The organism is Acidisoma sp. S159, assembly GCF_009766125.1.
Classification (GTDB): Bacteria; Pseudomonadota; Alphaproteobacteria; order Acetobacterales; family Acetobacteraceae; genus Acidisoma.
Map to the genome: position 1 here is coordinate 14365 of NZ_LMUG01000068.1, position 25393 is coordinate 39757.

The following is a 25393-nucleotide window of genomic DNA, read 5'->3' on the forward strand; positions in this document are numbered from 1 at the left end:
GTTGACGGGCCCGGCGATGCTGAGGGCCTTCTCGGCGCGGGTGTAGTAATCCCACATCTCGCGCCAATCGAGCGGCCAATCCGCGCCGTAGCCGAGCGCGCTGCGGGATTTGAACCATTCGGGCCGAAACCGCAGCGAGACCATGGCAAAATGGACCGTGCTGCCGCCGACGGCTTTGCCGCTGTTCTTGCCTCCCATGCGAATGGGATTGTCGCCATCGATGATGCGCTGGTCGAGCCAGTAAAGCTTCTGTTGCTCGGCCTCGTCCGAAGCGAAGTCTTCCAGCGGCCGAAAATAGGGGCCGGCGTCGAAGCCAATGACGGAGAAGCCTTGTTCAGCGAGCCGGGCGATGAGCGGCCCGCCACCGGCGCCGGTGCCGATGACGACGAAATCAACCACGTCGTCTTCCGCATAGCTCCGCATCTCCACCCAGCCGCCCGGCTTGAAAACGTCCGGCGCGCGGCCGCCGATGGCGCGAGGTGCGGCAAGAGGATCAGCGGACACGCGCATTCTCGTGGCGTGCGGTCTCTTCCTCGCCGGGCTTGGCCTCCACGGCTTCCCAGGGGTCGCGACGATCCAGCCCCATGCGGACATAGCCGCGAGGACTGGCCGGTCCGCCAAAGCCAATTTCACTCCAGGCCGTCGGATGCGCGTAATAGGCGGAGACAATATCGAGCAGGACACGGTGTGCGAAGAACATTTGGGCGGGCATATCGCCAAGGGCTCCGCCCGAGAGTTCCCCGCGTTCCATGCGCCGCAAAATGTCATCCTGCTGTTCGCCGCTGATTTGCGGGAAGCGCTTCTCGTAATGCGCCAGCGCCGCCTCATCGAGAGCCGCTAGTCCGCGCCGCCATGCTTCGCCTTGCTCGGGCATCTCGGCGTAGCGAAAGCCGTCCTGCATGTTCGTATAGAGTTTCGTGTCGACAAGGGCGGCGAGCGGCACTGGCGGGCGGTCACCAGGCTGCGGTACAATACGGGCGCAGACGGCGTCGAGAATATTGAAAAGCTCGGGCGACAAATATCGCGGCTCACGTGTGATCGCCAAACGATGATCGATGACCTGGCGTGTCTGCTCATTCCATGATGGCGTGCGACGCTTCGCCAGCACGTCGTAGCCGGGATATCGCTCAGTCATCTGGATGATCTTCCAGCAGTCCCAAAGCCGCGAGGCCAGCGAGCGCCAGGCCGGTGAAGCTCGGCGGCGCGGGAATGGGCGGACCGTCGATAAGGTTCTGACTCCAGTTGCGCCAGCCGCCCATGTTGCGGGACACACCGATGGCGTGAAAGCCGCTTCCGGCAAAGCCCAATAACGCCGTGAAGCGAAGCCACCAGCGGGTCATCGTCCGCCGCTTGCCTGTGGCGCCAACGGCGCTCGCACCTAAGAGCAGCGCGGCGACCGGCGGCATGGTGACGGGAAGATACATTGCGGGATTATGGTAGGCGCCGCGGAAATGCAGCAGCCCCACTTCTCCAATCGTGCCGATCAGGCCGAGACTTGTCATAGCGCCGATGACGCGGCCGGCGGCGAAGCCGAGGATGGTGGGTGTCGCGCCCGGCGGATTGTCGCGAAGCCGCTCGGACAGAAAGCCGAGCATCCCGGACAACGAGATAGCGGCCGGAGCGCCGAGAGGTGCCGAATAGAAAAGGTTCTGCCATCCGAACCCGCCGGGCTTTCTGCTGATATTGTAGAGATGAAATCCCGTCCCGATCACGCCGGTCAACGCGGCGCCCGCATAGATGATGTCCCGCACCACATGGGCGCCGTAGCGGCGATCGCCAGTACCGTGAAGGCTCGCCAGTAAGGACAGGGATGCCGTAACAAGCGGTGTCACCATCGCCTTGTTGTGGAAGGAACCGCGATAGTGCTCGATGGCGCTATCGACGACCACCGAAGCCGCGAGCGCGCCGGCGGCCCGGTTGAGGCGGCGCGCGGCGCGCAGCGTGGTCTCACGCGGGTCGGTCGGCGCCTTCGGCGAACGCAACGCCAAGGCGACGCCACCCAATAGCGTTGCCCCGCTCAGCAGAGCGATGGCCGTTGCCACATCGCCTGTCGGCCTCGTTGTATTCATACTTGGTATCTCTCGGCGTCAGAATGTTTGAAGGTCAGGCCGAGGCCAGGGCGCGAGAGGTCAGGACGGATGGCGCCATCTTTCGGAACCGGGGCGCCATCGAACAGCATGTGCTCGATCCGCACATGATCGTGGAACCATTCGAGATGGCGAAAACGCGGTGCGGCGCAGGCCGCATGGAGATGGAGAGCGGGGGCGCAATGCCCGGAGAGATCGATGTGGTGCGCCTCGCACTGTGCTGCGATGGCGAGGAAGCCCGTTATCCCTCCACAACGCGTGGCATCCGCCTGCTGCACATCAACCGCCCCGCTGCCTAGCATAAGCCGGGCATCGTCCTGGGTGTAGACATATTCGCCGGCGGCGATATCCACCCCGGCTGGCGCCGCCTCTCTAACGAGCCGTAGGCCCTCAAGATCATCTGAGGACACAGGTTCCTCAAACCAACGGCTCCCCGCGCTGTCAGCAAAGACATGCGCGAAGCGGAGAGCTTCCCGCACTCCGAAAGCCCCGTTTGCGTCGACAAACAGAGCCGCGTCTCCAATGGCCTTCTTGGCAATGGCGACGCGACGGGGATCCTGATCGGTATGCGTGCCGATCTTCATCTTGACGGCCCGGCAGCCATCCCTCTCCACCCAGCCTGCAAGCTGATCGCGTAGCTGCGCGTCATCGTAAGTGGTGAAGCCGCCACTGCCATAGATCGACACAGATTGGCGCACCTGTCCGAGCAGCGCCGTCACGGGAACGCCGAGCAATTTAGCCTTGAGGTCCCAGAGCGCGACATCGATCGCCGAGATAGCACAAGCCGCAAGGCCGGATCGTCCTAGATTCCGCACCGTGCGCTGCATGGTCATCCAGGCTGCCTGCACGTCCATTGCGTTGGCCCCCCCGATAACGGGGCCAAGTGTCTTCTCGATGAGGCGCACAAGGCAGGCATCGGCATAGGTGTAGCCGAGTCCCGTTTCGCCACCGGCCGCGACCTCGACAACGACAAGTGTCGTCCTGTCCCAGGCGAATGTGCCGTCCGCTTCCGGGGCATCAGTCGGCACCGTGTAGGCGCGCGCGGTCACCCGGCCAATCGCCGCATCAGGGCACATCGATCAACCCTTTCCGGGGAGGACGCTCGCGAGCATCTCCTTGGCGCTATTGACGATGACGCTGCCGCGCTCAGGTTCGTCAAGCAAAGACATCATGAAATTACGCGCATCCTTCAGCGTAATATGTGGCGGCAGCGGCGGAACATTGGGATCAGTGTAAGCCTCAAGTATCACGGGCCGATCAGCCGACAGGGCTTCATCCCAGGCAGCGCCGACCTTGTCGGGATGATCAACGAAGATCCCCTTCAGGCCGAGCAACTCGGCGTATTTGTGATACGGAAAATCCGGAATGCTCTGCGTGCTTTCAGTCTTCCCGGCGCCTAGCGTTACTCGCTCCTCCCAGGTGACCTGATTGAGGTCCCGGTTGTTGAGAACGAGCACGATCAGTCTTGGGTTCGACCACTGCCTCCAATATTTACTGATGGTGATCATCACGTTCAGGCCGTTCATCTGCATGGCGCCGTCTCCCATGCAAGCGATCACCGTGCGTTCGGGATAGGCCATCTTCGCGGCCATCGCATAGGGCGTGCCGGCACCCAGCGAGGCGAGACCACCGGATAGAGAAGCCTTCATACCCCGCCGCATCTTCAGGTCTCGGGCATACCAATTGGCTACGGATCCACTATCGGCGGTGATGATGGCGTTCTCGGGCAGCCTGGGCGACAGCTCCCAGAAGACGCGTTGCGGGTTGAGCGGTTCGGCGCTTTGCATCGCCCGCTCCTCCAGCTGCTTCCACCAGGATTGCAGACCCTTCTCGATCCCCCCGCGCCAGGACGTGTCCGTCTTTTGCTCCAACAGCGGCAGCAGCGCGCGCAGCGCCGTCGCGCTATCACCGACCATGCTCAACTCCATCGGGTAGCGGAGACTAAGGCTGGCGGCGTCGATGTCGATCTGCACGCCGCGAGCGCTGCCGGGCTTGGGCAAGAACTCGCTGTACGGGAAAGACGAGCCGACCATAAGGAAGGTGTCGCAGCCTTGCATCAGATCCCAGGATGGCTTGGTGCCGAGCAGGCCGAGGGAGCCCGTCACCCAAGGCAGGTCGTCCGGCAAAGCCGCCTTGCCGAGAAGTGCCTTCGCGCAGCCCGCCTGAAGCTTGTCCGCGACGGCGATGACTTCGTCGGTCGCACCCAAGGCGCCCGCACCGACCAGCATGGCGACCTTCTTGCCGCTGTTCAGAATAGAAGCTGCTTCCCGCAGCGTGCCCTCATCCGGCAGCTTCGCCGGCAAAGCGTAGCCAACCCCGGTATGGGTCGCGCCATGGGCCATTGGGGGGTCCTGATACGACATCAACTGCAGGTCATTGGGAAGGATCAAACAGGTGACAACGCGCCGGGCGCTGGCGATCCGGACGGCTCGGTCAATCATATGCCTGATCTGTGCGGGCACGCTCGCCTGCATCACGTAGTCGCTTGCGACGTCCTTAAAGAGGTTCTGGAGGTCAACCTCCTGTTGGTAGCTGGCCCCGAGACCGCTTCGGGCCTGCTGGCCTACGATGGCGACGACCGGCACATGGTCCATCTTCGCGTCATAGAGTCCGTTGAGGAGATGAATTGCCCCAGGGCCGGAGGTCGCGTAGCAAAGCCCGACCTGACCGGTGAATTTCGCATGTGCGGAAGCCATGAAGGCCGCCATCTCTTCGTGTCGGACTTGGATGTATTCCATGTCCTCCTTAGCCTTCTCCAGTGCGACATCGAGGCCACCCACACCGTCGCCGGGGTAGCCATAGACGCGTTTCAGGCCCCACTCGCCCAGGCGCTTCCATACGAATTCGCTTACATTGATGGCCATAGGGCCCTCCGAGTCACAAGGATGCCCCCGTAGCGCAAGGGCGCGAAACAGAGATCGCTGCAGACGGTCGTTTTTCTATTCACGAGGCCGCGCGGCCCCTCGCATCCGGTAGCACCCGGGGCGGGTCGACAAGCCGACAGGCGCTACCCGTAAGCATTCACCACATCGACGCTGTTTCGTATCATCCAGATCCTCGTCCGTCGTAGAACGAGCGCTTTGGATGTAAATGGGTGACCGCTGACTGTAACGGCATCCGTCGTTGAACTGCTACGAATCGTAACGCCACCGCTGACTTGTTAGCTCAGGCGCGAGTAACTCTGATGTACTTTGGGGATCATCGCGCTGCTGGTAGGAACAGTTGGCTGTCCTGTCTTCATCGTCTGGATGATCTCGGCAGTCGTCATCAAACGAACGACTTCCAGAACCACGTTCTTGCTGCCGAACAGAGGATCAAAATCGCGGAGTATTTGGAGGCTAGGTGGTAGAGTGCGCCTCCCGCAGGGTCCCGAATCAAAATTTTCTCGTGGTCTGCTCGCGCGGCTGCGAGTTGGTCCCCGATCGGCCGCGCTACCTCTCGAACGCGGCCTCTCAAGGTCACGCGATATGCTGCTGGAACGCTATCGCACCAAATATCGAGGATCGCGCCCCGCCAGCGCGGTTCCACGCTGTCCAGCATGCCGCCCATCCGCGTAAATCCTCTACCTTCCGATATCGGCTGCGCAACGTCACTCGGTGCACGACAACCTTCCATACTGGTGTGGTCGGCACCCGTTCCTCACTCCCTTGTCAAAAGCGCCTGGCGAGAGTCTGAATTACTTCGGGCTCGAAACGGCTAACGTGGACCATGTCCGTCGTGCTCATTGTTTATGCGGAGGCGTGCCTTTACATGTTGGCGAGGCTCTTCGCCACGTCACGCAGCACCGGCACGCCGGCGGGAACCTCGCCCAGGATGGCCTTGCTCGCCCATCCCAGCCAGGAGTCCTGCTTGCGCTGGTCGGAGCCGATCGATGAATCCAGCGCCGTCGTCACCCGCTTGTCGCGCAGGAGCTCGTCGGCGTTCATGATCGCCTCGCGATAGGCCAAGTCGTGCACGCTTTGGCCGAGCTTCCACGCGATGATGTCCGGGTTGAGCGATAACGGCTCCTTCATCTGGCTGACGCGGCTGATCGTATGGCTTTTCGCCGTTGTGGCCCTGATAGTCGGCTTCGAAGCTGCTCGCCACTCGCCCTAATACGATCACCGAGCACTGACAGGTTGGGATCATAGACGACGGGATAGTAGCCGCCCTTGAACTTGCCGAAGGCGGTCTCGACCTCGCGCGGCAATTACCCTGATTGCTGGTGAGAAGCTAGATCGTTCCGCTGGATCCGGCCCGAGCTGGTGGTCGAAGTCAGCTTCACCGCATGGTCTGGGGAGGGCAGGGTGCGCCATCCCGTTTATTACGGGTTCGCGCCAGGACAAGGCGCCGGCCGGGGTTGTACTCGACCAACCGGATTCTGCTGCCTTACGGGTTGGCGGTGAAGCCAAGGAAGCCTCTTGCATCCGACGCGCCTGTTGCGGGCCGTCGCGCTAGAAAGGCGCCGTGCCTCCGCGGGCTAGGGTGACGACATAGCCTTTTCGACCCTATCCGGCGTTTCAAGGGCGCGCCCCTGCCGCCGTTGACACATCTTCGTTCATCGGATGGCGCTTGGCCACCACGGCACCCAACTGCTGGGCATGAAGACTGCACCCAAAGTCGTTATTGTCGCCGAAGACGAAGAATTGATTCGGATGATGGCGGCCGAGGCGCTGACCGACGCCGGGTTTGTCGTCCTGGAGGCCGAGCATGCCGCGGACGCCATCTCGATACTGGAGGCGCAAGCCAGAGGCATCCATATCCTGTTTACGGATGTGCATATGCCTGGCGACATGAACGGACTTCAGCTCGCGCACCACGCCTACGGCAACTGGCCGTGGGTCGGTTTGATCGTCACCTCCGGACAGGCTGTCATCAGCATATCGGACCTGCCGAATGGCGGTCGGTTCCTCTCGAAACCCTACAAGCTTAACCACCTGTTAGATCACGTGCAGGACATGACGGGCCTCCTTTAGGGCTACGCACGGCAACGTGACGGGTCTCCGCTTTTCAGCTAAAGCTGGAGAATGACGCCGGCCGAGCCAGCCTCCGACCTTCAGGCAGACGTTGAGGCTGTTCGACGGCTATCGGTCGTGCCGACCATCCTCGATGTTGTATGCCAGATGACCGGCATGGGGTTTGCGGCCGTTGCCCGTGTCACTGATGAGCGCTGGATCGCGTGCAGCGTTCGCGACGATATTAGTTTCGGGCTCGAGCCGGGGATGGAGCTGGCGATCGAGACGACCATCTGCAACGAGATACGGGAACATCGCGGGCCAGTTGTCATCGATAGCGTGGCCGACGACGAATTGTACGCCAATCATCCGACGCCCGCGAGATACGGCTTTCAGAGCTATATCTCGATGCCGATCAGCATGCCCGACGGGACCTTCTTTGGAACCCTGTGCGCGATCGATCCAAAGCCCAGGAACGTCAAGACGCCCGAGGTGATGGGATCAATCAAGCTGTTCGCGGAGCTGATCGCCTTTCACCTTCATGCTGATCAGCGATTGAGCGCCGTCGAAGCGGAGCTGACGGACGAGAGAGCGGTTGCTCATTTGCGGGAGCAGTTTATTGCCGTTCTGGGCCACGATCTTCGAAACCCCCTGGCCTCGGTGAGGGCTGGAGTAGACTTGATTCGCCGCCGCCCTAAACGCGTACTTGAACTGGTGGAGCACATCGATCAGAGCGCGGCCCGTATGACGGCCTTGATCGACAACATCCTGGACTTCGCCCGCGGCAGGCTTGGAGGCGGGCTGATGTTGACGATCAACCGCGCTGATCCTGTCGAGCCGATGCTGTCGCAGGTCATCCAGGAATTACAGGTGGGTCACCCTGAGCGTGAAGTCAGCGTCGAGCTGAGCCTGAGTCAACCGGTCGAATGCGACCATGTACGCATTTCTCAGCTTTTATCGAACCTGCTTGCAAACGCCCTCACCCACGGCGCCGCCGATAAGCCGACCCGCGTACAGGCGATAGCGGGAGGCGGGGTTTTCGAATTGTCTGTAGCGAACGCTGGCCGGCCAATTCCACCAGAAGCCATCTCCTTGAGCTTAGCCCTCTTCAACGCGCACCGGGAGCATTTCGTCTTCGACGCCATTTATCTTCCCGATCGGCCTCGTGCGGTCACGCCGTTGTGAGCCGAGGAGCATCAGCTGAAAGAGAGCTGATCATGTCAGAAACAATCGCTGCCATCTACAAGACGCAGGCGCAGGCTGAGAGCGCGGTGCAGGAACTCCTGAGCGCTGGCGTATCTGCGTCCTCCATCGATCGTCATATGCAAGGCGGAAGCTACCTCGGGGAATCTTCATCCCTCGAAACCCGTCCCGCCGAGAGCAAGGGTTTCTGGGCGAGCCTGTTCGGTGGTGAGACGTATGATGACACACGCGTTTACGATGAGAACCTGACGTCCGGCGGGTCTGTGGTGACTGTCCGCGCGGTGTCAGATGCGGACTACGATCGGGTCGCAGCGATACTCGACCGCCACGATCCCGTCGATGTCGACGATCATTTGGTCCGCAAGAGCGTCGTTGAGACCACGACGGCCGATACCTATGGGACAGCACCGGCGGCCACTAAACCGACGGCGGCTGGATTAGCGGCTGATGACGCCACGCTCTCCTTGTCCGAGGAAAGCCTTACGGTCGGTAAGCGGATGGTTAACCGGGGCAACACTCGCATTCGCCGCTACGTTGTCGAGAAGGCCGTTGAAGAGAACGTCACACTGCGTGATGAGAAGGTCACGATTGAGCGGCGACCGGTGACGGCGGGTAGCGTCGTTTCTGACGCCGCCTTCACCGACAAGGTCATCGAGATGACCGAAACCGGTGAAGAAGCCGTCGTCGGCAAGACGGCACGGGTGGTCGAGGAGGTCGCGCTTCGCAAAGAAGCGGTCGACCACGTCGAGACGGTTCGCGACACTGTTCGTAAGGAAGAGGTCGAAATCGAGAACGTTCCAGGCGATGGGCTCTCAACCGACCGGCTGAACAAGCCGATTGCGAGAAGCTGATCATCAGCCAAATCAATGTTGGGGCGCTCAAGGGCGCCTCAACATCTGGAGGACGCCATGCCTGCTAGGAGCTATACGCCGCCCGGGGCGCACTTCCTCGGCGAGACGACGACAGTGGCGGGCAGTGGGTCCCACACTCACCGCCGGATCTCTTGGTCGGCAATATTCGGCGGCGTCATCTTGACGGTTACGGTTCAGCTCCTTTTGAGCTTCCTGGGCAGCGGTGTCGGCCTGAGCCAGGTTGACGTCAACGGCGGCACGACTCCGTCGGCTGGCAGCCTTGGTATGGGCGCCGGCATCTGGTGGATCGTCAGCAGCTGTATCGCCCTTGCATTCGGAGGTTACGTTGCCGCCTGGTTGGCAGGGATAGAACACCGCTTCGACGGCGTTCTCCACGGCCTCATCGCTTGGGGCATCTCAATGCTGTTGGTGCTCTACCTCTTGAGTTCGGCGATCGGCGGTATGCATGGAGGCGGTTTTTCAGCGCTTGGCAGCCTGACGAAGGCCGCAGGCTCTGGAACTAGCGACGCCGCGAAGCCGATGGCTGAGGCCGCCGGCATTTCGCCTGATATGCTTCAGCAGCAGGCACAGGTATATCTGCAGCCAGCCAGTCCTGATCCCACGACGATGAGTGCGCAGGATGCTCAGAAAGACGTGGCCGCCAACCTGGTAACCGTTACCAAGGGCGGTAGCGACGCCTCGGCGGCGAAGGAGCGGATCATCACTGTAATGGCCGCGCAGATGCACGTCAGCCACGACCAAGCCGCTAAAAAGTTCGATGACGCTCAGGCCAAGTTGCAAAAGGCGCGTGATCAGGCCGTTCAAGATGCCAAAAACGCAGCGGATGCTAGCGCCGCAGCGGCTTCCAAGGGGGCCTTCGCTGCCTTCGGCATGCTGCTCCTCGGCGCAATCTGCGCTGCAATCGGAGGTGCGATCGCCGTGCAGCGCCGCGTACATGTGACGACCCGTAGCCTTCGATAAGCCGTGACGACCTCATGCCCGCCATCAATGGCGGCATGAGGCGTAGTGAAATCGATAATCAGAAAGAATCTTCGTCATGGGACTTCTCGATACAGTCATCGGCAACCTGATGGGCGGCGCCGGTGGCGGCGCATCGCCCATGGCGGGTGTGCTGACCAGCCTGTTGGGCGGCGGTATGGGCCAAAATCAAGGCCAGGGCATGGGGCAGGGCATGAGTGGTGGCCTCAGCGGCATCGTATCGAGCTTTGAGCAGGCCGGCCTTGGGCATATTGCCCAGTCCTGGGTCGGCAATGGCCCCAACCAGCCGGTCTCGCCACAGCAGCTTCAAAACGTCATGGGTGACGATCAGGTACAGAGCATGGCGAGCCAAGCCGGCATGCAGCCGAATGACTTTCTGTCGCAGCTCAGCCAGCACTTGCCCAACGCGGTGCATGCCATGACGCCCGAGGGTCAGCTGCCCGAGGGCACGATCTCCGTCTGACACGTTTCGAACGCAGAAAGTGACCATGGCAGAAGCCATGCCGGCGGCCAGCGCGCGCGGAGCTCGGGGGTGAGGCGTCGCTTACGGCTGGGATCTAGCCTTGGCATGGGTTTAACGACCGCACTTGCTGCACTTGCTGGCTGCGCCGTCTTGACGCAGAGCCCGCCGCAAGTGGCCGTGGCAAACGTGGCGCTTACAGGTATTGGGCTCTTCAACCAAAGCCTCTCAGTCACCCTCTGCGTTACGAATCTGAACCGGGCCCCGATTGCTTTCGACCGGGTCACGTTCAGGATCGCCGTCGCCGACGCCCCCTTGGCTGACGGTGTCACAGATTCCGCCGTCGCCATCCCGGCCTTAACGTCGGTCCCAGTGCCCATCGCTGTAGAAACAACCATCCGCAACTTGGCGGCTCAGCTCGGGTCGACCTTGGAGACTGGATCCATCGTTTATCGCTTGAGCGGCGTTGTGCAGTTAACGAACCTGCCCTTTGGGGTGCCGTTCAGCCGCGAGGGCCGTCTCACCTTGCTTCAGGCCGGAGAACAATATGCGGACATGACTGCTGTATCGGGCGAGACGCGCTGCCAAGTCTCCCCGCCCACCATGGAACCTGTCCAATGACGAATGTAAGGCGTCGACAGTTTCTCCTGCCGCATCTCAACGGGCGACGGTGGCTGAGAGCACACCCGGGTCGGCTGAGACGGCATCCGAAAACCTTCTGCTCGCCTGCGCTGCCGAGTGCGTAGGAAACCTCCTCCTGGTGCTCGTTGGAACCGCCGTCGCGACGGCCGCAATCTTATCGAAGGCGACCGCGGGACCCGCCTATGATTCCTTGGCGGTCGCGCTCTCATTCGGTCTGATCCTGATCCCTATAGCAGGATCACTTGGTCAAATCAGTGGGGCCCATGTGAATCCTGCCGTGACCTAGGGCTTGCTGTGGCCGGCAAGTTTTCCTGGAAGAATGTCATTCCTTATTGGGGGGCCCAGATGGTCGGTGCCGTTGGGGCTTCCCTGCTCGTCTGGGCCGCCTATGGCCATGGCGCCTATGCCCATGCCCATCTTGGACTTCCCTCTCCAGCCAATGGTGCGAGCCGGCTGCAGGTGCTCCTGGTTGAGGCCTTGATCGCCTTCATCCTGGTCTTCACCGTCATCTCGACGACGACGGACAAGCGCGTTCCGCCCGGCATCGCCGCCATCTGCATTGGCTTCGCGCTATCGGCTGGCGTGCTGCTCGGGGGCCCAGTGAGCGGTGGCGCAGGCAATCCAGCGCGCGCCTTGGGCCCAATGTTGGTCACTGGAATTTTCCCCGTCTGGCTTTTCTATACCGTTGGGCCACTTCTCGGAGGCGTCGTCGCGGCGCTCGTCTTTCGGCTGATCAGCCGCGCAAGCGCGAAGAAAGCTACAGCAGAATGAGCCAGCACAAGAAGGTATCCTCATGAGAAAAATTATTGCGCGCGGCCTTCGCTGCGTATCAGCCTCTCTTGTTGCCGGAAGCCTGTGTCTTCCAGCCCTTGCCGACAATCAAATGGGCTATCGTCTTCTGTCGCAGCAAGACGCGCAAGACCTGCCTCACAGTCATGGTGGCCTCGGAATGGATATTGAAGCCGCCCAGCGAATTACCGACGGTGGCATGACCTTCGATCTCATTCGAGTAAAGCAGGTTCGTTCAGGCTCCCCTGGGGAACAGGCAGGTTTTCATGGGGGCGACGAGATCATCGCGGTCAATGGCGACGTCTTCTCAAGTCTCGCGACCTTCGCGGAGTATATCGGTTCGGTCCAGCCGGGAAACCAGATCAATGTAGACTACATCCCAGCGGGCGGTGGCCCGCAGCAGGCCCAGCGAATTGCTGTCACCGTTGGAACGGCGGGGCAAGTGGCTCAACCAGCGCCGCAGGCAGAGCTTTCTGGCCAGCCGCACACGGGCTTGTCGACAGGGTCGAAGGTCGCAATCGGCGTTGGGGCCGTGGCTCTTTTTGGATGTTACGAGCTTGGTTGTTTCTCCGACACCATCGCGCCGCCACAACACCACCTGGGCAGCCACAAGTTCAGGCGCCTCCACGAACCGGCACGCCGCAAAATTGACTGATATGCGTACGCCGAGCGATCGCAAAAAACGAGGGACTAATTTTAGCTTCCAACAGACGTAACCAACAATCATCCCCGCGTCCCAATCGGAGACAACGCTCTTCAAGCCTTGAAGCCCATCAAAGGCCTTTAGGCCGCTAGGGAGGCGGCAATGTACACTCCAAGCGCGATCACGGCGGTATTGAACAGATAGGTGACCATTGAGTGAGCAAAGACGAGTTTGCGCATGCCGCCGGATTTCGTCGACACGTCGCTCACCTGTTTCGCTACAGCGGTACTAAAGGAGAAATAGGGAAACTCGGAGTAATTCGGCTCGCCCTCCCCGGGGAACGTGAACCCACTCTTTGCCCGCCAAAATTCGTGCGCGTAATGAGTTGCAAAACTCGTGTGGATGAAGAACCAAGACAGCAGGACGGTGCCACCAGCAAGCTCCTCGATCCATCCGCTATGGGCGCGACCATGCGCCTGCGCGAGCTCGGCCACGATAGCGCCGAAGAAATCAAGTGACGCAATGATCGTTACTACTAAAAATCTCGGGCGCTGCCTGTATGATGTTCACCATCATGGAGTTTGATCCCCCGAATAGGTCTTGGGGAAGCGCTGAGGCTCACCCGCGGAAAGTCTCAAGCGGATTCGGTCTCTCTACGATGAAGCGCCTGTGCCTCAGAAATTGCGGTTTTTATACACCCGCAGAGGGGCTTTGATACCCGGTAACTAGAGGGTGATCTTCTTCGTGCAACCCGCGCGTTGTAGGAACCTGAAAGATTATTACTTGTCACGCAGATAAAATCTTCAGGAATCGGTCAATGAAATCCACTGCAGTCATTAAGAATCTCGCATCCGCTGCCATCCTCCTCGGCCTTGCGGCATGCGACATGGGAACAAACGCCAGAGAGCCCAATGTCACGACGCCGACGCCAGGCATCTCTCCAGCGTCATCTACGGCGGTGAACCCCGTAACCGGCACGCTGCCTAGCACCAACTCAAGCGGAGCGTCCCCGGTTGCGCCAGGCGGCGGTAATGGCGCAGGGGGCTCAGGTGCTGGCGGTTCCGGTGCGGGTGGCGCAGGCTCAGGCGCAGGTGGCGGCGCGTAGTGGAGACACGTTCCCGCTAGGCGTGCCATTCACGCCCTCGTGCCACCGTTATCCACCGCACGATGTTAGACGTCATCAGCCTTGGACGAGTTGATTCCTCCCCAAGGTTAGGCCGGACGTGGTCGCCCACGACCGGCCGCTGTCGGTGCCGCCGAAGGCTACTCATGTCACCGCAGTTGCCGGGCGTGGTGACTTCGCGCGAGTGCACTATCATTTCAAATGGACGAGGCAATGAGTAGCGGACAAAGGTGCAAAATGTCGAACCTCAGAAAACACCTCAAACCCCTCGCGGCAGTTCTAGTTCTAGTGGGCCTGGGCGCGTCGCTCTCGGGATGCATTGTTGTGATGCCGGAACATCCCGGCTACTGCTACTACCATCCATACAATTTCGGATGTTAGTGGGCGAGGAGGCGGGTTTCCTGTATCGTCGAGCGCAAGCGTAGCAGAGACACCCCTTCCGCGCTTGAACCAGTACGTTCACCCGCCTGAAACCTGCCTTCCACACCACCTCTCAGATTGGCCCTAGTGCTTCATCGAGCTTCGTTGCCCGACCTTCCGGCAAAACTCGGTAGCGCCAACCAAGCTCCCCATGCACCGCCATGGCAGCCAGAAGGCCGCTGCGCCGCGATCAGATCCAGTAGCGTGTCAACATAACGCCCGGCAATGTGCTCGCCGCCGTAGTGCGCCGATACGCCGCGGGTTTCCTGTTGCATTCCCTAGTGACCGCCCGATAGGCTCCTGCGATCGATCTCCCGGCCGTCGCGTATAGCGTCCCACCCCGATCGGAGCGGCCGGAGCTGAACCGGTCCTTGCTGGAGCCCCAAAAATGCTCGATCCAGATCACACCGCTGAACAGGCCATTCGCGAGACCGCCTATTTCATGTGGGAGCGCGAGGGGCGGCCGGACGGCCGAGCTGAGAGCCATTGGCAACGCGCCGCGGCCCACTTTGCCAGTCCGCTCACGCGGAATGATGAGCCCCTTGATGACCAAGAGAAAATCCTCGCCGGCCAGGCTGACGTGAACATGACGGCGCTCCTGACCAAGGATGTGTTTGGTGGATGATGCCGGAAAACTCGGTCGCAAATGGAAGTTCCTGATCCGACCGATCAACGGCGAGTATTGACGCTTGTTCAAGCGTTTAGCGAACGGCCTGCGGCTGCATCCCGTTGGGATATTTGCGGTTCCTCCACAACGCAAAAGAGCGAGCCTGGGATAAGCAACATGGTCGGGCCTCGGTCTGGAGACATGGATGACGCAACTTGAGCAACGAATCTCGTCTGGACGACCTGCGCCTATTATTCCACGTCTACGACGGTGAAGTGGTTCGGATCGCGTTCAACGTCGCGCCTGTCTGCGGTCTTGACTGTGGGCTTCTGGCGACCGGGATGTCATCGCTGCATTCACAACTTGCCTCACAAGGGCTGAATCGCAACGAAAGATGAGGCATCTTTGGGCGTATCAGGAGCCGTTCCTTCGAACTGGAAAGTATCCTAAAGATGGCACTAGATGACCTCACCCGCCATCGTCATCGTAGCCGTCGTCTCTATGCTGGAGAAGCCGCACGCCAGATCTCGCGGCGCTCTGCATCGGTTCGCGCTCCACGGCGTCCACATCAAGTGAATGTTAGGAACGTGATAATCCCTTGCACTTGGTGCGGGACACTGTGCGATTTCCCACGATCGTAGGGCGAAACCACTTCGCGGAATGTCATTCTGACGTTAGGCGAGACTCGCCGCCAGTCGCGTCGGGTCTCGCTCTTTCACTTTTCGATCACAATTCGAGCTGTGCGAGCGTTCTCCCATTGGACTAGATGATGCGAAAGCCATGTGCCGGCAGCGTGGGGCTGCCAAGCGGCTGCCGATGAGGTAAACATTGGAGGGGAATATGACCAGCCTCGACAACCCGGCCGACACTCATGGACAAATGATCGCTGCTAGCAAAGTAAATGGCACGGCTGTCTACAACACCGCGGGCGAGAACCTCGGAAGCATCTACGACGTGATGCTCGACAAAGCATCGGGCAAGGTTGATTACGCAATCCTCAGCTTCGGGGGGTTTCTCGGTATCGGCGAGCGCTACCATCCGCTTCCCTGGAACCAGTTGACCTATGATCCCCAGGCAAATGGCTATGTGGTCAACCTGGACCGCCGTAGACTGGAAGGAGCGCCAACCTACGAGGCTGACGATCTGAGCCTGTGGGATGAGCGGCGTAGTGCCGACATCGACACCTACTATGGCACCGGTCCGGGATTTGGTCCTGCTCCAGGTCTGGGAGACGCTGGGCCGGGGATACCGGGAGCTGTTCGTTAGGTCGTTCACCGGCCGGCGCACCGGTAGATAGGAGCTTGAGCAACCAGCTGCTTACGCTTGCCTATCCTACCAGCGCATCGATGGCTGCTCGTAAGTGAGGTTTAAGATGACGACACCCGAAGACGGCTCCGGACGTATCCCGATGCGGGCTGTCAACGAGATGAGCAAGGCGGAATTCATCGCCAGACTCAGTGGCCCTTGCGGCTGCAGCTGGGCTGCTCAGCGGCTCGCCGCGGAGCGACCGCTGGGCTCGCTCCGTTCTATGTTGAGCACATTGATGAAGGCCTTCCACAACGCGCCGGAAGAGGATCAAAAGGAACTCCTGCGGTCATTTCCGGAGCACGGCGACCAGCCTGAGGGTGAGCAGTTCGATCGTCAGCGGGCGGCTTACCAGGAGCGCTTCGGCTACCCATTCATCATCGCGGTCAAGGGGCGGTGCGAAAAATCCTCGGTTGAAGCGGCCCTATTACATCGACTTCAGTCCTATGAGGATGCGGAGCTTGAGACGGCGTCGGGCGAGGTGGCCAAGCTTATCGGCCGAAGGCTCGCTCGGGTGATTGGCGATGGGCCGGGCGGAGAAAATGCCGAGTGATCCGGCCGTAGAGCCCAGAGCATTTGGTCCGCCGCCCGCTTTGCGTTCTGTTCGAGCACCAAGATGCCGCTGGTTCTGCTTCTTACACCCTGACAACGGAGCTGACACCATGGCAGCCGAGACGCCGATACTTCCAGCGCATATCGAAGATACGATCCGCGCTATCGCCAAGCTCCACGCAGATCACCGTGAGGAGGCAGGCACACTGCAGCGCGTCGTTGAACGCCTGACGGCGTGGATCGGCAGGCCAAGATTTATTGCGGCAATGACGACAATCATCGCGCTCTGGATCGGCTGCAATCTCATTGCTTTATCTTCCGGCTCAAAACCGTGGGACGCGCCGCCATTCAACTGGCTCCAGGGCGGTCTCGGATTGCTTGCACTTTACGTTACGGTGTTGATACTGACAACGCAGCGGCGCGATGATCAGCTCGCAAGCCATCGCGAGCAGCTGACCCTCGAGCTGGCTATCTTGGGCGAGCAGAAGTCGGCGAAGATCATCTCGTTGCTGGAGGAGTTGCGCCGAGACCACCCCCATCTCACAAACCGCGTTGACGACGAGGCGGCTGCAATGGCAGTGGCAGCTGATCCGCAGGCGGTGCTTGACGCGATAAAAGAAAGTGCCGCGACGCCCTTGGCCGGCGGCGAAATCGATCTGGTGGTAGCATGAGCCGGGCATCAGGTCTCAACGATCCTGGTCAATCTCTGCTCGCCATCTGCGGCGCCCCTGATCCATGTAAGCACTTTGCGAGCGTGACCATTGTCCCGGAGATCCGCCGCTCGAATTGCTAAACTGCCTCCAGATCGCCAAACTCACTTCGAGATAGGAACTTCATTCTCGTGAAGAGCTCGATCGATATCGGTGCGTCAATTCTACTCTATCCGGCGGCTGGGATTGCCGCGAGCCCGGCAATTCTGCCGCAGAACAAAGTCTTCGTGCAGCAGGGATGAACTACGACCTGGAAGGCGGCTCGTCGAGCAAGGCGAAAACGGAGCGCAGCGGGATTCCGACCCACTCTGGCCGATTGGCGAGTTCGTAGAGCACTTCGTAAAGGGCCTTCTCCAAAGTGAAGAACGTTACGAGCCGTAAGGCGTCCGCCCTATCGGCAGGACATCCGGCGCTTCCTTTCGCGGTCGAAAGGTACTGCTCCAGGTAGACATTGGCCGCTTCAGTTGTCCGTTTTCAAGACGCAATCTATCCAAGTCAGAAGCGTTACCAACCCTGCCTAGAGCTGTGGAAGCGGCGTAGTCCAGAGATCGCAGCATCCCCGCGACGTCGCGGAGGGGCGAGTGTTTAGCGCGCCGCTCCGCGAGTTGCCGAAGAGGCTCGCCCTCAAAATCGACGATGACGGCGTCCTCGTTCTGAACAAGGACCTGCCCGAGATGATAGTCGCCGTGGTGGCGCGTTTTGTCGGCTATAACGTCCGACGGCAGTAGGTGTTCGATGCGGAGCATGAGGTCGCCCTGTCGATCCAATAGAGCCCGCGCCGCTCGTCTTGTCGGTGCATCGACGCGCGAACTAAGGTTCTCCAGGCCACTAAGCACGCGATCCGCGAGGGCCTGGACACTCGTGCGCCAGCCGATGATGTCTTCTTTCGTGACGCGCTCGGCCCGGAAAGCCTCGTCATTCGTCGGGGAAGCCAACGCCCGGTGCAGGCCAGCGGTCCGCTCGGCCAACCTCCTTATCCACGCCAATGTCGCCGCAGCGTCAGCGGGGGAGGCGCTACGGAGGCGCTCACATATCCACGCAAAGCCGTCGCCTTCGTTCTCGGTGAAGGCCTGCAGAACGGAAAGTGTCGTGCCGTCAAGCTCGATCCAGCCAAGAAGGGCAGGGGTAGCTTCAAAGGGTGCCGCTTCGGTCAGGAAGCGGCCCATCTCCACCTCGGGATGAACGCCGCTTTGTAACTTGCGAATTGCCTTAAGTATAGCCGCGTCGCCTATACGTATCGATGTATTAGATTGCTCGACTTCACTGCGCCGAATTGTCCATGTCTTGTCTTCTATCAGCGCCCCCTCTCTTCCCTGGACTGTGGAACCTGCAAATAGATGGCGCGGAGTGTCAGCACGGCCCAAGATTGCGCGGACCCACGCCTGCACGAAGGCGTCTTCTTGGAAGCCGTCGACAATGACTTGGCCTGATGGCAAGCGACCGATACTTGAGCCCTTGTCAGGCTGAGACGCCAGAACGGCGATTGGAAGGAACAAACGCACCTTTTCCTGCCCCGGGGGTTCCGCTGTCCAGATGGCGATGCACGCATCGAGCCGATCAAGCGGGAAGGGCACCAGGCGCTCGAGTGACACAACGGGCCGCCCGGCATCCTTTGCCGGGTACCAGCGTTGCTCGACGAGGTAGGATGGCAGGCAGTCGCACACAAAATCGATAATGTCCTGGTCCCAGTAGACTTGAGCCTGAAGGTCTTCCGGCTCAAGAGGTGCTTCTAGCAGGCCGCTGAAGAATGCCCGTGACGGCGGACTTTCCCCTGTCGTAGTGCCGGTTTTGAATGTCTACGGCGGATTTCATCGTTTTTGCCGGAGCCCCAAAACCTCTGAGTCGGCCGTGAGGCATAGTGCGCACAGACTCATCCCATTGGCAGCAGCTTTGGTAGCCGGACCAAATTGTAAGCCAGTGCCTTCAATGTGAACATCCAACCCACCCGGGCCAGCCCGCGGTGCTTGGTTTGCGCCAAGCCCGCCACCTCCTTGATCCAGCCATTCGCCTCCTCGATCTGTTTGCGGATGGTTTGGCTTAGGCGATAGCCATCATGCCGCGTGGTGCGTCCGTCGATAGTCGACCCGCGATGCGCCGTGATGTTCTGCGCCACGTGCGGTGTCACTCTGAGATCGCGCGCCGCGCTCACGAACCTTGCCGTGTCGTAGGCCTTATCTGCGCCCACGGTCGCGCGCGCGGCGGCTGGCAAATCGCCCAGCATGTCAAGCGCCGCCTCACATTCCGCTGTGCCGGTGGAGTGCGTCAGCCGCGCATCGACCAGCAGGCCGTTTCGGTTCTCCATCAGCAAATGACCGGTAAAGGCTAGTTTCGCCTCGCTGCCCTTGGACTTCTTGGCCAGCCGCGCATCTGGATCAGTGGTTGAGGCATGCGTCTCGTTGGAGAGTCTGTCGTTGTGAAAATCCCGCTCGCCGTTGCGTCCGGGTCCGGCGTCCTGGTCGTTGCCATCCTTACGACGGAAGCTCTTCATGGAGGCCCATGCCTGGATCAGTGTGCCATCCACTGAGAAATGTTCCGCCGACAGAAGCCCCCGCACCTCGGGCAGGTTCAGTACAGCGTCGAGAAACTCAGCGGCAACGTCGCCGGCGAGCAGCCGATCGCGGTTATGGCTGAACACCGTGGGCACCCATACCGGCTCGTCTACAGACAGCCCAACGAACCAGCGGAAGAGCAGATTGTAGTTCAACTGCTCCATCAACTGCCGCTCCGAACGTATGGTGTAGAAGGCTTGCAGCAGCAGGGCGCGCAGCAGCTTCTCGGGCGGGATCGAAGGCCGCCCAATGGCGGAATAGAGTGACGCGAACTTGGGGGACAGCGCAGTCAGCGCGGTGTCCGTCACGCGGCGGATGGTCCGCAGCGGATGATCAGCCGGCACCCGGCTGTCCGGGCGGACGTAGCTAAAAAGCTTGTCGTTCTGGTAATCCGTTCCACGCATCTTGACCCACGTCTTGCCCGCTGAAGTACGCCAGAGAATCCGATACGCTCGCCTCGCCGCAAGGGTTTTTCAGCAGCCTGCTAGATTTGCTGCCACCTTGCCGCGTTCTTCTACGAACGAGTTTGCAACTTCCTTCAGCCGCGGATGGACAGCGAGCTTTTCGAGGCTGAGCGACAGACGTCGGCGCCAGTTTGGATGTTCGTCCGACGTGGTCGGCACGTTTACGGGGTCTGCTTCGTCGGTGAGGTCGTCGATCTGCGCCATGGCGATAAGCGCCTGCGTTCGGGCGAGGAAGGTGTGAGCCTTGCGGATGAGGCTCTCGACGTCGATTTCCTCGCCCTCCGCCAGGAGGCCTTCCCGCTGCAGCGCGACGGCCATTTGCTTATGGTCGCTTTCGCGCTCCTCCCGGATTCGCGAGGCGTCCTCAGGCGTCGGAAACAGGTTCAGCCGTGCCTTCAGAGCGAGGTCCCTCGCTTCCCACCACCCGTGGAGCGTTGGAAGATCGTGGTTTCCCGCAACCGCCAGCGAGAGCGCCGGATAGCTCGCTGGCGGAATGAAACCTTCGTCGTCCTTCTCAAACATGAGAACGCGGTAAGAAAGGATATTCGCCGCCGCCATGCGTTCCCGAAAACCCTCTGGAACCGTGCCCAGATCTTCGCCGACGACGAGGCACTGGTTGCGCTGGCTCTCGAGCGCCAGGATTCCAACGAGGTCCTCGAGCGGATAGCGAAGATAGGCACCTTCTGCAGGCGACCGTCCCTTCGGGACGCAGTAGGCGTGTTGAAGGGCCATCACGTGGTCAATGCGAAGGCCGCCAGCATGCCGCATGTTCGCACGTACGAGGTCGATGAAGCTGCGGTAAGCCTCTTCGCGCAACGCTGCCGGATTGAACGGCGGCAGCCCCCAATCCTGACCACTGGGGTTATAGATGTCTGGGGGAGCGCCAATCTGCGCATCGGCGATAATTGCTTTCTGGCTGGCCCAGGTCTCCGCGCCGGTCGGGTCGGCGCCGACAGCGAGGTCGCGGTAGAGCCCAACGGCCATGTGGCTACCCCCCGCGGCCGCCGCCCCGAGCTGCTCGTCGGCTAACCACTGCAGCCAGACCCGAAAGTTCACCAGGTCCTGCTCGTCCATCGCGAAACGGGCGACGGCCTCCGATGCAGGGTCCTGGTACTCGACGGGCCAGCTGTGCCAGTCCGCTCGGCTGTGCCCCTGGTCCGAAAAATGTTGGCGTAAGGCTTGGAACAGGCAGCTACGCTCCAGCACGTCACCGGAAGCGCAGCGGAACGCTTCGAACGAATGCTGCCGCCCGGCGTCATATCCCGCCTGGAAGGTCCTGAAGAGCAACCGTAGGACTTGTTGCTTGAGGTCGGCAACGGTCGTGTAGTCGACGAGCACTGCGGAACGGCACGCTTGAAGCTTTTGCTGGAAATCCTCGGATCCGACGAGCTGTTGCGCCTTATCGCTGTAGCGCAATTCGGGGAGGCTCGCGACGTCGATGTTGAGGTCATTGAGAAGCAGGCGGCTCGCTGGTGAATAAGGGCTGGCGTGCTCCGGATCGTCGAGGAACATGGCGTGAAGGGGGTTGAGGCCGATCACGTCCGCGCCTCTCTCGCCCATCATTTGCACCAGGCGCCGCAGATCGCCATAGTCGCCGATGCCCCAATTGCCGGCCGAGCGAAGCAGATAGAGTTGCGCCGTGACGCCCCAGATCCGTTGTCCGCCGGCCAACTCTGGCGGGAGCCAGCACCGACCGGGACTTACAATTAGAGTGGTCGCAGCGCCACTCGGCTGAACCTCGAGACTGTGATAACCCGTGGGTAAACGCTCCCCCAGGACGAACTCACGCCGCTCGAAGGACTGTGTGCCAATCTCCTTCCGCTCGAGAAGCTTCAACTTGGAGAAGACTGCGCAACCTTTTATTTCGCCGCCTTCTTCAAGCGTTACGCGCCAGTCGAGCTGACCTTGTTCCTGAGGCAGCGTTAGCTCGACTTTGACCGGTCCATTATTGGCGTGAGAAACAACGACAGGCTCAAGCGCGCGTCGCCAAGCGTCGTGGTCGAGGCTTTGGAGCAGGGCAGTAGCCTCGGCGTCGTCCTCCGCTTTCAAACCGATTGCTTTTAGGAGAGCATGTTGAGCCTCTCGCGTCGCCCTTTGCGTCTCGCCGCGAGCGTCAACGAAGTCGAGCTCAATGCCTGCCCGCTCGGCAAGCGCTTCTAGAGGTTTCATTTTTCGCCTCGCGATCTTGAACGGTCCCCTGGATAGGCGAGTCGTCGATGCTACAACTGGTGGCGCTTGCCGACGACGAAAAGGCTTGCAACCAAGATGTTTATGCAGAGCGCTCGCAACCTAGGCGTGTCGCTCGGAGACAAAAGTCTCGATGTCTCGGATCATGTCTTGAACGTCGGCGGGTTCAAACTAATCGTAGTGCCCGTGCGCGGCGTTGTTGCGGACGTCCGCCCACTTGCACTTTCTTCTGAACCAACTTGTTGTATACCCCCGCCTTCGCAAGGTCTTCGTTCATCTTGCCCAGCTTGCCCAAAGGTATCCCGTTTTCTCCACACAGCCCCTTGATAGTGGTTTCCAACACCCCACCAGCCACTACCGCGGCGGGGCTTGCATAACCGGAAGCGAGCAATTCGCGAGCTTGATCAAGCTGGGTGTCAAAAGCTTCTGATCGGACGAGATGACTCAGGCTGTTGAAGAGACCGCCGAGATACAGCCTCGGCAGCCGCAAAAACAGCCGCAATACGCTTCAAAATCTTTAGGTTTTTATCGACGTTCAGTGGTTTTTCGTTCTTTTCGAACTCGAGAAATTGCTGCGATTCTCTTCCACACGATGTGACGAGCAAGTGTTTTGCAGTGACTTTCCAAGCGATGAACTTCTCGTGGTCAACATATTCCCCAGCGCCGCGTATAGCGTTTGGGTCAGTATGCTTCGTCGCCAACACCTGGGCTAGCTGATCTTTCAATTCCACAGCGGTTCGCCAAGGTTTCAGATCTCACACACTCTCCATTACGACGCCGAAATACGCATATCGTAGCGGGCGCGGCGAAGGTGCCGAGGCGTCGCTCCGTCGGAGCGGCGCCCCAGACCCGCCGCCATTCCGCTCGCGAATCGACGCGCCGGTACGGCATTGAAGGCGCGTCTGTGGGCTAAGCGCGAGGTGGAGAAGGACGCCGCGGACTGATGCCTGGGCTTCGCGCCCGCAAGAGCCCATCAGCCACTTTGCCCGCCCCACCGACGCCGCGGCACGCGCACCGCGTTTCCCGTGCGCCGAACCTGAACCTCGACCAGGCCCCGGTCCGCCATCTCCTGCACGATCGTGTGGATTCGCCAGATGCCTGTGACATCCCGAAGGTCGTCGATCCGGACCCACTCGCCGCCCGAGATGGCGGATAGGAGCTTGGACTCGTCTTGAGAAAGGTCAGTCATGGGTGTCGTCCTGAGCCGCGGGACCATCCCGCCCAACGCGATCTGCTGAGGATCTAGTGCGCGCCCTTTCGCCGAGACCCGCGACTTCCGCAGAACACCAATCCTCCGGCACAGGATGAGATCGTCACTGGACGTGCAGCATCTCAGCTATTCCGCAGCGGAACCGTGATAGGCAGGCGCCGAGATCACGTCTCCGTAGCCGGCCGTCAGCCACCTGAAATCAGCGAATTCCGAGCCTATTTTCCGGGAGTTCCGCGCAAGCTGAGATGGCGCCGAAGCATCGAAACGGAGGGGGCTATAGCCAGCGTTGAAAACCCGAGTAACACCGGCGGAAGGCTGATCGCTGCCAGTAAGGTTAATGGGACGTCGGTCTACAACGCGGCCGGCGAAAGCCGCGGCAGCGTCCACGACGTGATGCTCGACAAGGCTTCGGGCAAAGCCGACTACGCGATCCTCAGCTTCGGAGGATTTCTGGGGATCGGCGAGCGCTACCATCCACTGCCCCGTAACCAGTTGACCTATGATCCGCAGGCCGGCGGGTTCGTGGTCAATCTGGATCGCAGCCACTGGAAGGAGCGCGAACTTACGCGGCTGACGATCTCAGGCTGTGGGATGAGCGACGTGGCGCTGACATCGACACCTACTATGGCACCAGTCCGGGGATCGGTCCCGCGCCAGGCCTGGGTGACGCTGGATTGGGAGTGGGTGGGGCTGTCCGCTAAAACGGCCCGAGTGGCGGTGGCATTCGGCAGCGACCTCGGGCGCCACTGCATCGACCCATCACCGTAATAGACGCTGCCCATGAGCCGCCGCCCACTCGTTTGGAAGCCATGGCACACCGCCCCGACCCCAGCCGACAATGCCGTCGTCCGAACGCCTGAAGAACTCGCGGAGATCGCGGCCGCGCGTGCGGAGCGTGACAAGGTAACGCAGAAACGAGGCAACGCCGCCTTCAAGGCGCGACGCAGCGCCATGCGCAAGGCGAAAGATGACCTAGACGAATGATGCGGCGACTGCCGTCCAACCTCGCTCCAGCGGCCCCGATAGTCGGCCCACCTGCCTGCTGCACCGGAGGCGCATCTGGCACCGTTTGTATGCCGATCGTGATTCAGTCCGCGTTTGCCTTCTAGCAGCAGCTCCCGAAGCAGCCTCGCTGCAACAACCTCTGCAGACCGGTTTCCCACTGGGCCACTCTTGCTCTTGTTCTCGATCCAGACAGTAACCACCCCCTCGCACTCAGACGCGGAGGCGGTGAGGGCCTCCCCATCTCTCTCAATACGCTCGGTGAATCCACGCACCCGCAACATCGCTTCCCCGACTCTAGATGCCCTAGCCTGAGTTCCGTCAGCGTGATCAACCGCGCGAAGCCTAAGATGTGATCGGGAAGCTCCCTGGTTCCAATTGCTACACCGACTGTTGCACTTCAACTCAACCGGTCGGGACGGCGGCATTCAACCGCGAAAAGTGAAGAACCGCACCAGCCAGCCAACCCCATAGGTCGCCGCTGCAACCAGCGCCCATCCGCCGAAGATGGTCCAGGTCTGAGTGATCTGACCACCTATGGTCGCGAAGGTCATGATGCCAACGATCACCAGCACGACGGCCGCGACCAGGCAAAGCCAGTAGATGACGTTGCCGAGCCGCTCAAGCATGTCGCTCAAGTTCAAAGGCTAGCGAGA

The 25393-nt window shown here is 60.7% G+C and carries 26 protein-coding genes and 3 pseudogenes; 16 read left to right on the top strand and 13 right to left on the bottom strand.

Annotated elements, in window-relative coordinates:
• The 6 genes and pseudogenes from GSQ92_RS31170 to GSQ92_RS25195 all read right to left on the bottom strand — a co-directional run.
• A pseudogene (locus GSQ92_RS31170) lies at nt 1-504 on the bottom strand (GMC family oxidoreductase); the annotation flags it as partial.
• The gene (locus tag GSQ92_RS25175; RefSeq protein ID WP_159014240.1) at nt 494-1135 is read right to left on the bottom strand and encodes a gluconate 2-dehydrogenase subunit 3 family protein; all 642 of its coding nucleotides are present in this window, start codon (nt 1133-1135) and stop codon (nt 494-496) included. The pseudogene GSQ92_RS31170 and the gene GSQ92_RS25175, both read right to left, overlap by 11 nt.
• Nucleotides 1128-2069, bottom strand: a complete 942-nt coding sequence (locus GSQ92_RS25180) for a hypothetical protein (protein ID WP_159014242.1) — start codon at nt 2067-2069, stop codon at nt 1128-1130. The genes GSQ92_RS25175 and GSQ92_RS25180 overlap by 8 nt, the downstream gene beginning before the upstream one ends.
• Entirely contained in the window at nt 2066-3163 is a 1098-nt protein-coding gene (locus GSQ92_RS25185) for an enolase C-terminal domain-like protein (protein ID WP_159014243.1), read from the bottom strand. The genes GSQ92_RS25180 and GSQ92_RS25185 overlap by 4 nt, the downstream gene beginning before the upstream one ends.
• 3 nt (nt 3164-3166) lie before the next feature.
• The gene (locus GSQ92_RS25190) at nt 3167-4951 is read right to left on the bottom strand and encodes a thiamine pyrophosphate-requiring protein (protein ID WP_216856939.1); all 1785 of its coding nucleotides are present in this window, start codon (nt 4949-4951) and stop codon (nt 3167-3169) included.
• 882 nt (nt 4952-5833) lie between these two features.
• Nucleotides 5834-6100, bottom strand: coding sequence for a hypothetical protein (locus GSQ92_RS25195; protein ID WP_159014245.1), 267 nt, complete (start codon nt 6098-6100; stop codon nt 5834-5836).
• A gap of 216 nt (nt 6101-6316) precedes the next feature.
• On the opposite strand from GSQ92_RS25195, the gene GSQ92_RS31885 reads away from it, so the two are divergent.
• The 9 genes and pseudogenes from GSQ92_RS31885 to GSQ92_RS25240 all read left to right on the top strand — a co-directional run bounded on the left by GSQ92_RS31885 (nt 6317) and on the right by GSQ92_RS25240 (nt 12620).
• A complete protein-coding gene (locus GSQ92_RS31885) occupies nt 6317-6472 on the top strand; it encodes a hypothetical protein (protein ID WP_371418593.1) in 156 nt (51 codons plus the stop codon).
• Between the two features lie 159 nt (nt 6473-6631).
• Complete coding sequence (locus GSQ92_RS25205) at nt 6632-7042, top strand: response regulator (protein WP_216856940.1); 411 nt, start codon at nt 6632-6634, stop codon at nt 7040-7042.
• Between the two features lie 117 nt (nt 7043-7159).
• Nucleotides 7160-8206 carry a GAF domain-containing sensor histidine kinase gene (locus GSQ92_RS25210; protein WP_159014249.1) on the top strand — a complete coding sequence of 349 codons (1047 nt, stop codon included), beginning with the start codon at nt 7160-7162 and terminating at the stop codon, nt 8204-8206.
• Between the two features lie 32 nt (nt 8207-8238).
• The gene (locus GSQ92_RS25215; protein ID WP_159014251.1) at nt 8239-9075 is read left to right on the top strand and encodes a YsnF/AvaK domain-containing protein; all 837 of its coding nucleotides are present in this window, start codon (nt 8239-8241) and stop codon (nt 9073-9075) included.
• A gap of 285 nt (nt 9076-9360) precedes the next feature.
• A complete protein-coding gene (locus GSQ92_RS25220) occupies nt 9361-10056 on the top strand; it encodes a hypothetical protein (RefSeq protein WP_159014253.1) in 696 nt (231 codons plus the stop codon).
• A 76-nt stretch (nt 10057-10132) separates the two neighbouring features.
• Entirely contained in the window at nt 10133-10537 is a 405-nt protein-coding gene (locus GSQ92_RS25225; protein WP_159014255.1) for a YidB family protein, read from the top strand.
• 150 nt (nt 10538-10687) lie between these two features.
• Nucleotides 10688-11155 carry an LEA type 2 family protein gene (locus GSQ92_RS25230; RefSeq protein ID WP_216856941.1) on the top strand — a complete coding sequence of 156 codons (468 nt, stop codon included), beginning with the start codon at nt 10688-10690 and terminating at the stop codon, nt 11153-11155.
• Between the two features lie 139 nt (nt 11156-11294).
• A pseudogene (locus GSQ92_RS25235) lies at nt 11295-11947 on the top strand (MIP/aquaporin family protein).
• Between the two features lie 112 nt (nt 11948-12059).
• Nucleotides 12060-12620, top strand: coding sequence for a PDZ domain-containing protein (locus tag GSQ92_RS25240; RefSeq protein ID WP_256367129.1), 561 nt, complete (start codon nt 12060-12062; stop codon nt 12618-12620).
• A gap of 128 nt (nt 12621-12748) precedes the next feature.
• Here the strand turns inward: GSQ92_RS25240 and GSQ92_RS25245 are convergent.
• Nucleotides 12749-13144: pseudogene (locus GSQ92_RS25245) on the bottom strand (DUF1345 domain-containing protein); the annotation flags it as partial.
• A gap of 1395 nt (nt 13145-14539) precedes the next feature.
• Between GSQ92_RS25245 and GSQ92_RS25250 the strand changes: the two are divergent.
• The 5 genes from GSQ92_RS25250 to GSQ92_RS25270 all read left to right on the top strand — a co-directional run bounded on the left by GSQ92_RS25250 (nt 14540) and on the right by GSQ92_RS25270 (nt 17286).
• Nucleotides 14540-14776 carry a DUF2934 domain-containing protein gene (locus tag GSQ92_RS25250; RefSeq protein ID WP_159014261.1) on the top strand — a complete coding sequence of 79 codons (237 nt, stop codon included), beginning with the start codon at nt 14540-14542 and terminating at the stop codon, nt 14774-14776.
• Between the two features lie 197 nt (nt 14777-14973).
• Nucleotides 14974-15156, top strand: coding sequence for a hypothetical protein (locus tag GSQ92_RS25255; protein WP_159014263.1), 183 nt, complete (start codon nt 14974-14976; stop codon nt 15154-15156).
• 442 nt (nt 15157-15598) lie between these two features.
• Nucleotides 15599-16024 (top strand): PRC-barrel domain-containing protein, encoded by a 426-nt coding sequence (locus GSQ92_RS25260; RefSeq protein WP_159014265.1) that lies wholly within the window; start codon nt 15599-15601, stop codon nt 16022-16024.
• Between the two features lie 106 nt (nt 16025-16130).
• Nucleotides 16131-16616, top strand: coding sequence for a 2-oxo-4-hydroxy-4-carboxy-5-ureidoimidazoline decarboxylase (locus GSQ92_RS25265; RefSeq protein ID WP_159014267.1), 486 nt, complete (start codon nt 16131-16133; stop codon nt 16614-16616).
• Between the two features lie 109 nt (nt 16617-16725).
• A complete protein-coding gene (locus GSQ92_RS25270; RefSeq protein WP_159014269.1) occupies nt 16726-17286 on the top strand; it encodes a DUF1003 domain-containing protein in 561 nt (186 codons plus the stop codon).
• 407 nt (nt 17287-17693) lie between these two features.
• Here the strand turns inward: GSQ92_RS25270 and GSQ92_RS25275 are convergent, their stop codons facing one another.
• The 5 genes from GSQ92_RS25275 to GSQ92_RS25295 all read right to left on the bottom strand — a co-directional run bounded on the left by GSQ92_RS25275 (nt 17694) and on the right by GSQ92_RS25295 (nt 23714).
• Nucleotides 17694-18917 carry a phosphotransferase gene (locus GSQ92_RS25275; RefSeq protein WP_159014271.1) on the bottom strand — a complete coding sequence of 408 codons (1224 nt, stop codon included), beginning with the start codon at nt 18915-18917 and terminating at the stop codon, nt 17694-17696.
• A 278-nt stretch (nt 18918-19195) separates the two neighbouring features.
• Nucleotides 19196-20278 carry an IS5 family transposase gene (locus GSQ92_RS25280; protein ID WP_159014273.1) on the bottom strand — a complete coding sequence of 361 codons (1083 nt, stop codon included), beginning with the start codon at nt 20276-20278 and terminating at the stop codon, nt 19196-19198.
• A 69-nt stretch (nt 20279-20347) separates the two neighbouring features.
• A complete protein-coding gene (gene malQ, locus GSQ92_RS25285) occupies nt 20348-22507 on the bottom strand; it encodes a 4-alpha-glucanotransferase (protein WP_159014275.1) in 2160 nt (719 codons plus the stop codon).
• A gap of 184 nt (nt 22508-22691) precedes the next feature.
• Entirely contained in the window at nt 22692-23027 is a 336-nt protein-coding gene (locus GSQ92_RS25290) for a hypothetical protein (protein WP_159014277.1), read from the bottom strand.
• Between the two features lie 471 nt (nt 23028-23498).
• The gene (locus GSQ92_RS25295) at nt 23499-23714 is read right to left on the bottom strand and encodes a hypothetical protein (protein WP_159014279.1); all 216 of its coding nucleotides are present in this window, start codon (nt 23712-23714) and stop codon (nt 23499-23501) included.
• Between the two features lie 165 nt (nt 23715-23879).
• Here GSQ92_RS25295 and GSQ92_RS25300 point away from each other — a divergent pair, with 165 nt between their 5' ends.
• Nucleotides 23880-24503: a PRC-barrel domain-containing protein gene (locus tag GSQ92_RS25300; RefSeq protein WP_254066688.1), complete on the top strand. Its 624-nt coding sequence runs from the start codon at nt 23880-23882 to the stop codon at nt 24501-24503.
• A 12-nt stretch (nt 24504-24515) separates the two neighbouring features.
• Entirely contained in the window at nt 24516-24719 is a 204-nt protein-coding gene (locus GSQ92_RS25305) for a hypothetical protein (protein WP_159014281.1), read from the top strand.
• A 446-nt stretch (nt 24720-25165) separates the two neighbouring features.
• On the opposite strand, the gene GSQ92_RS25310 is transcribed toward GSQ92_RS25305, so the two are convergent.
• On the bottom strand, nt 25166-25375 hold the full coding sequence (locus GSQ92_RS25310; RefSeq protein ID WP_159014283.1) for a hypothetical protein: 210 nt from the start codon (nt 25373-25375) through the stop codon (nt 25166-25168).
• Between the last annotated feature and the right edge of the window lie 18 nt (nt 25376-25393).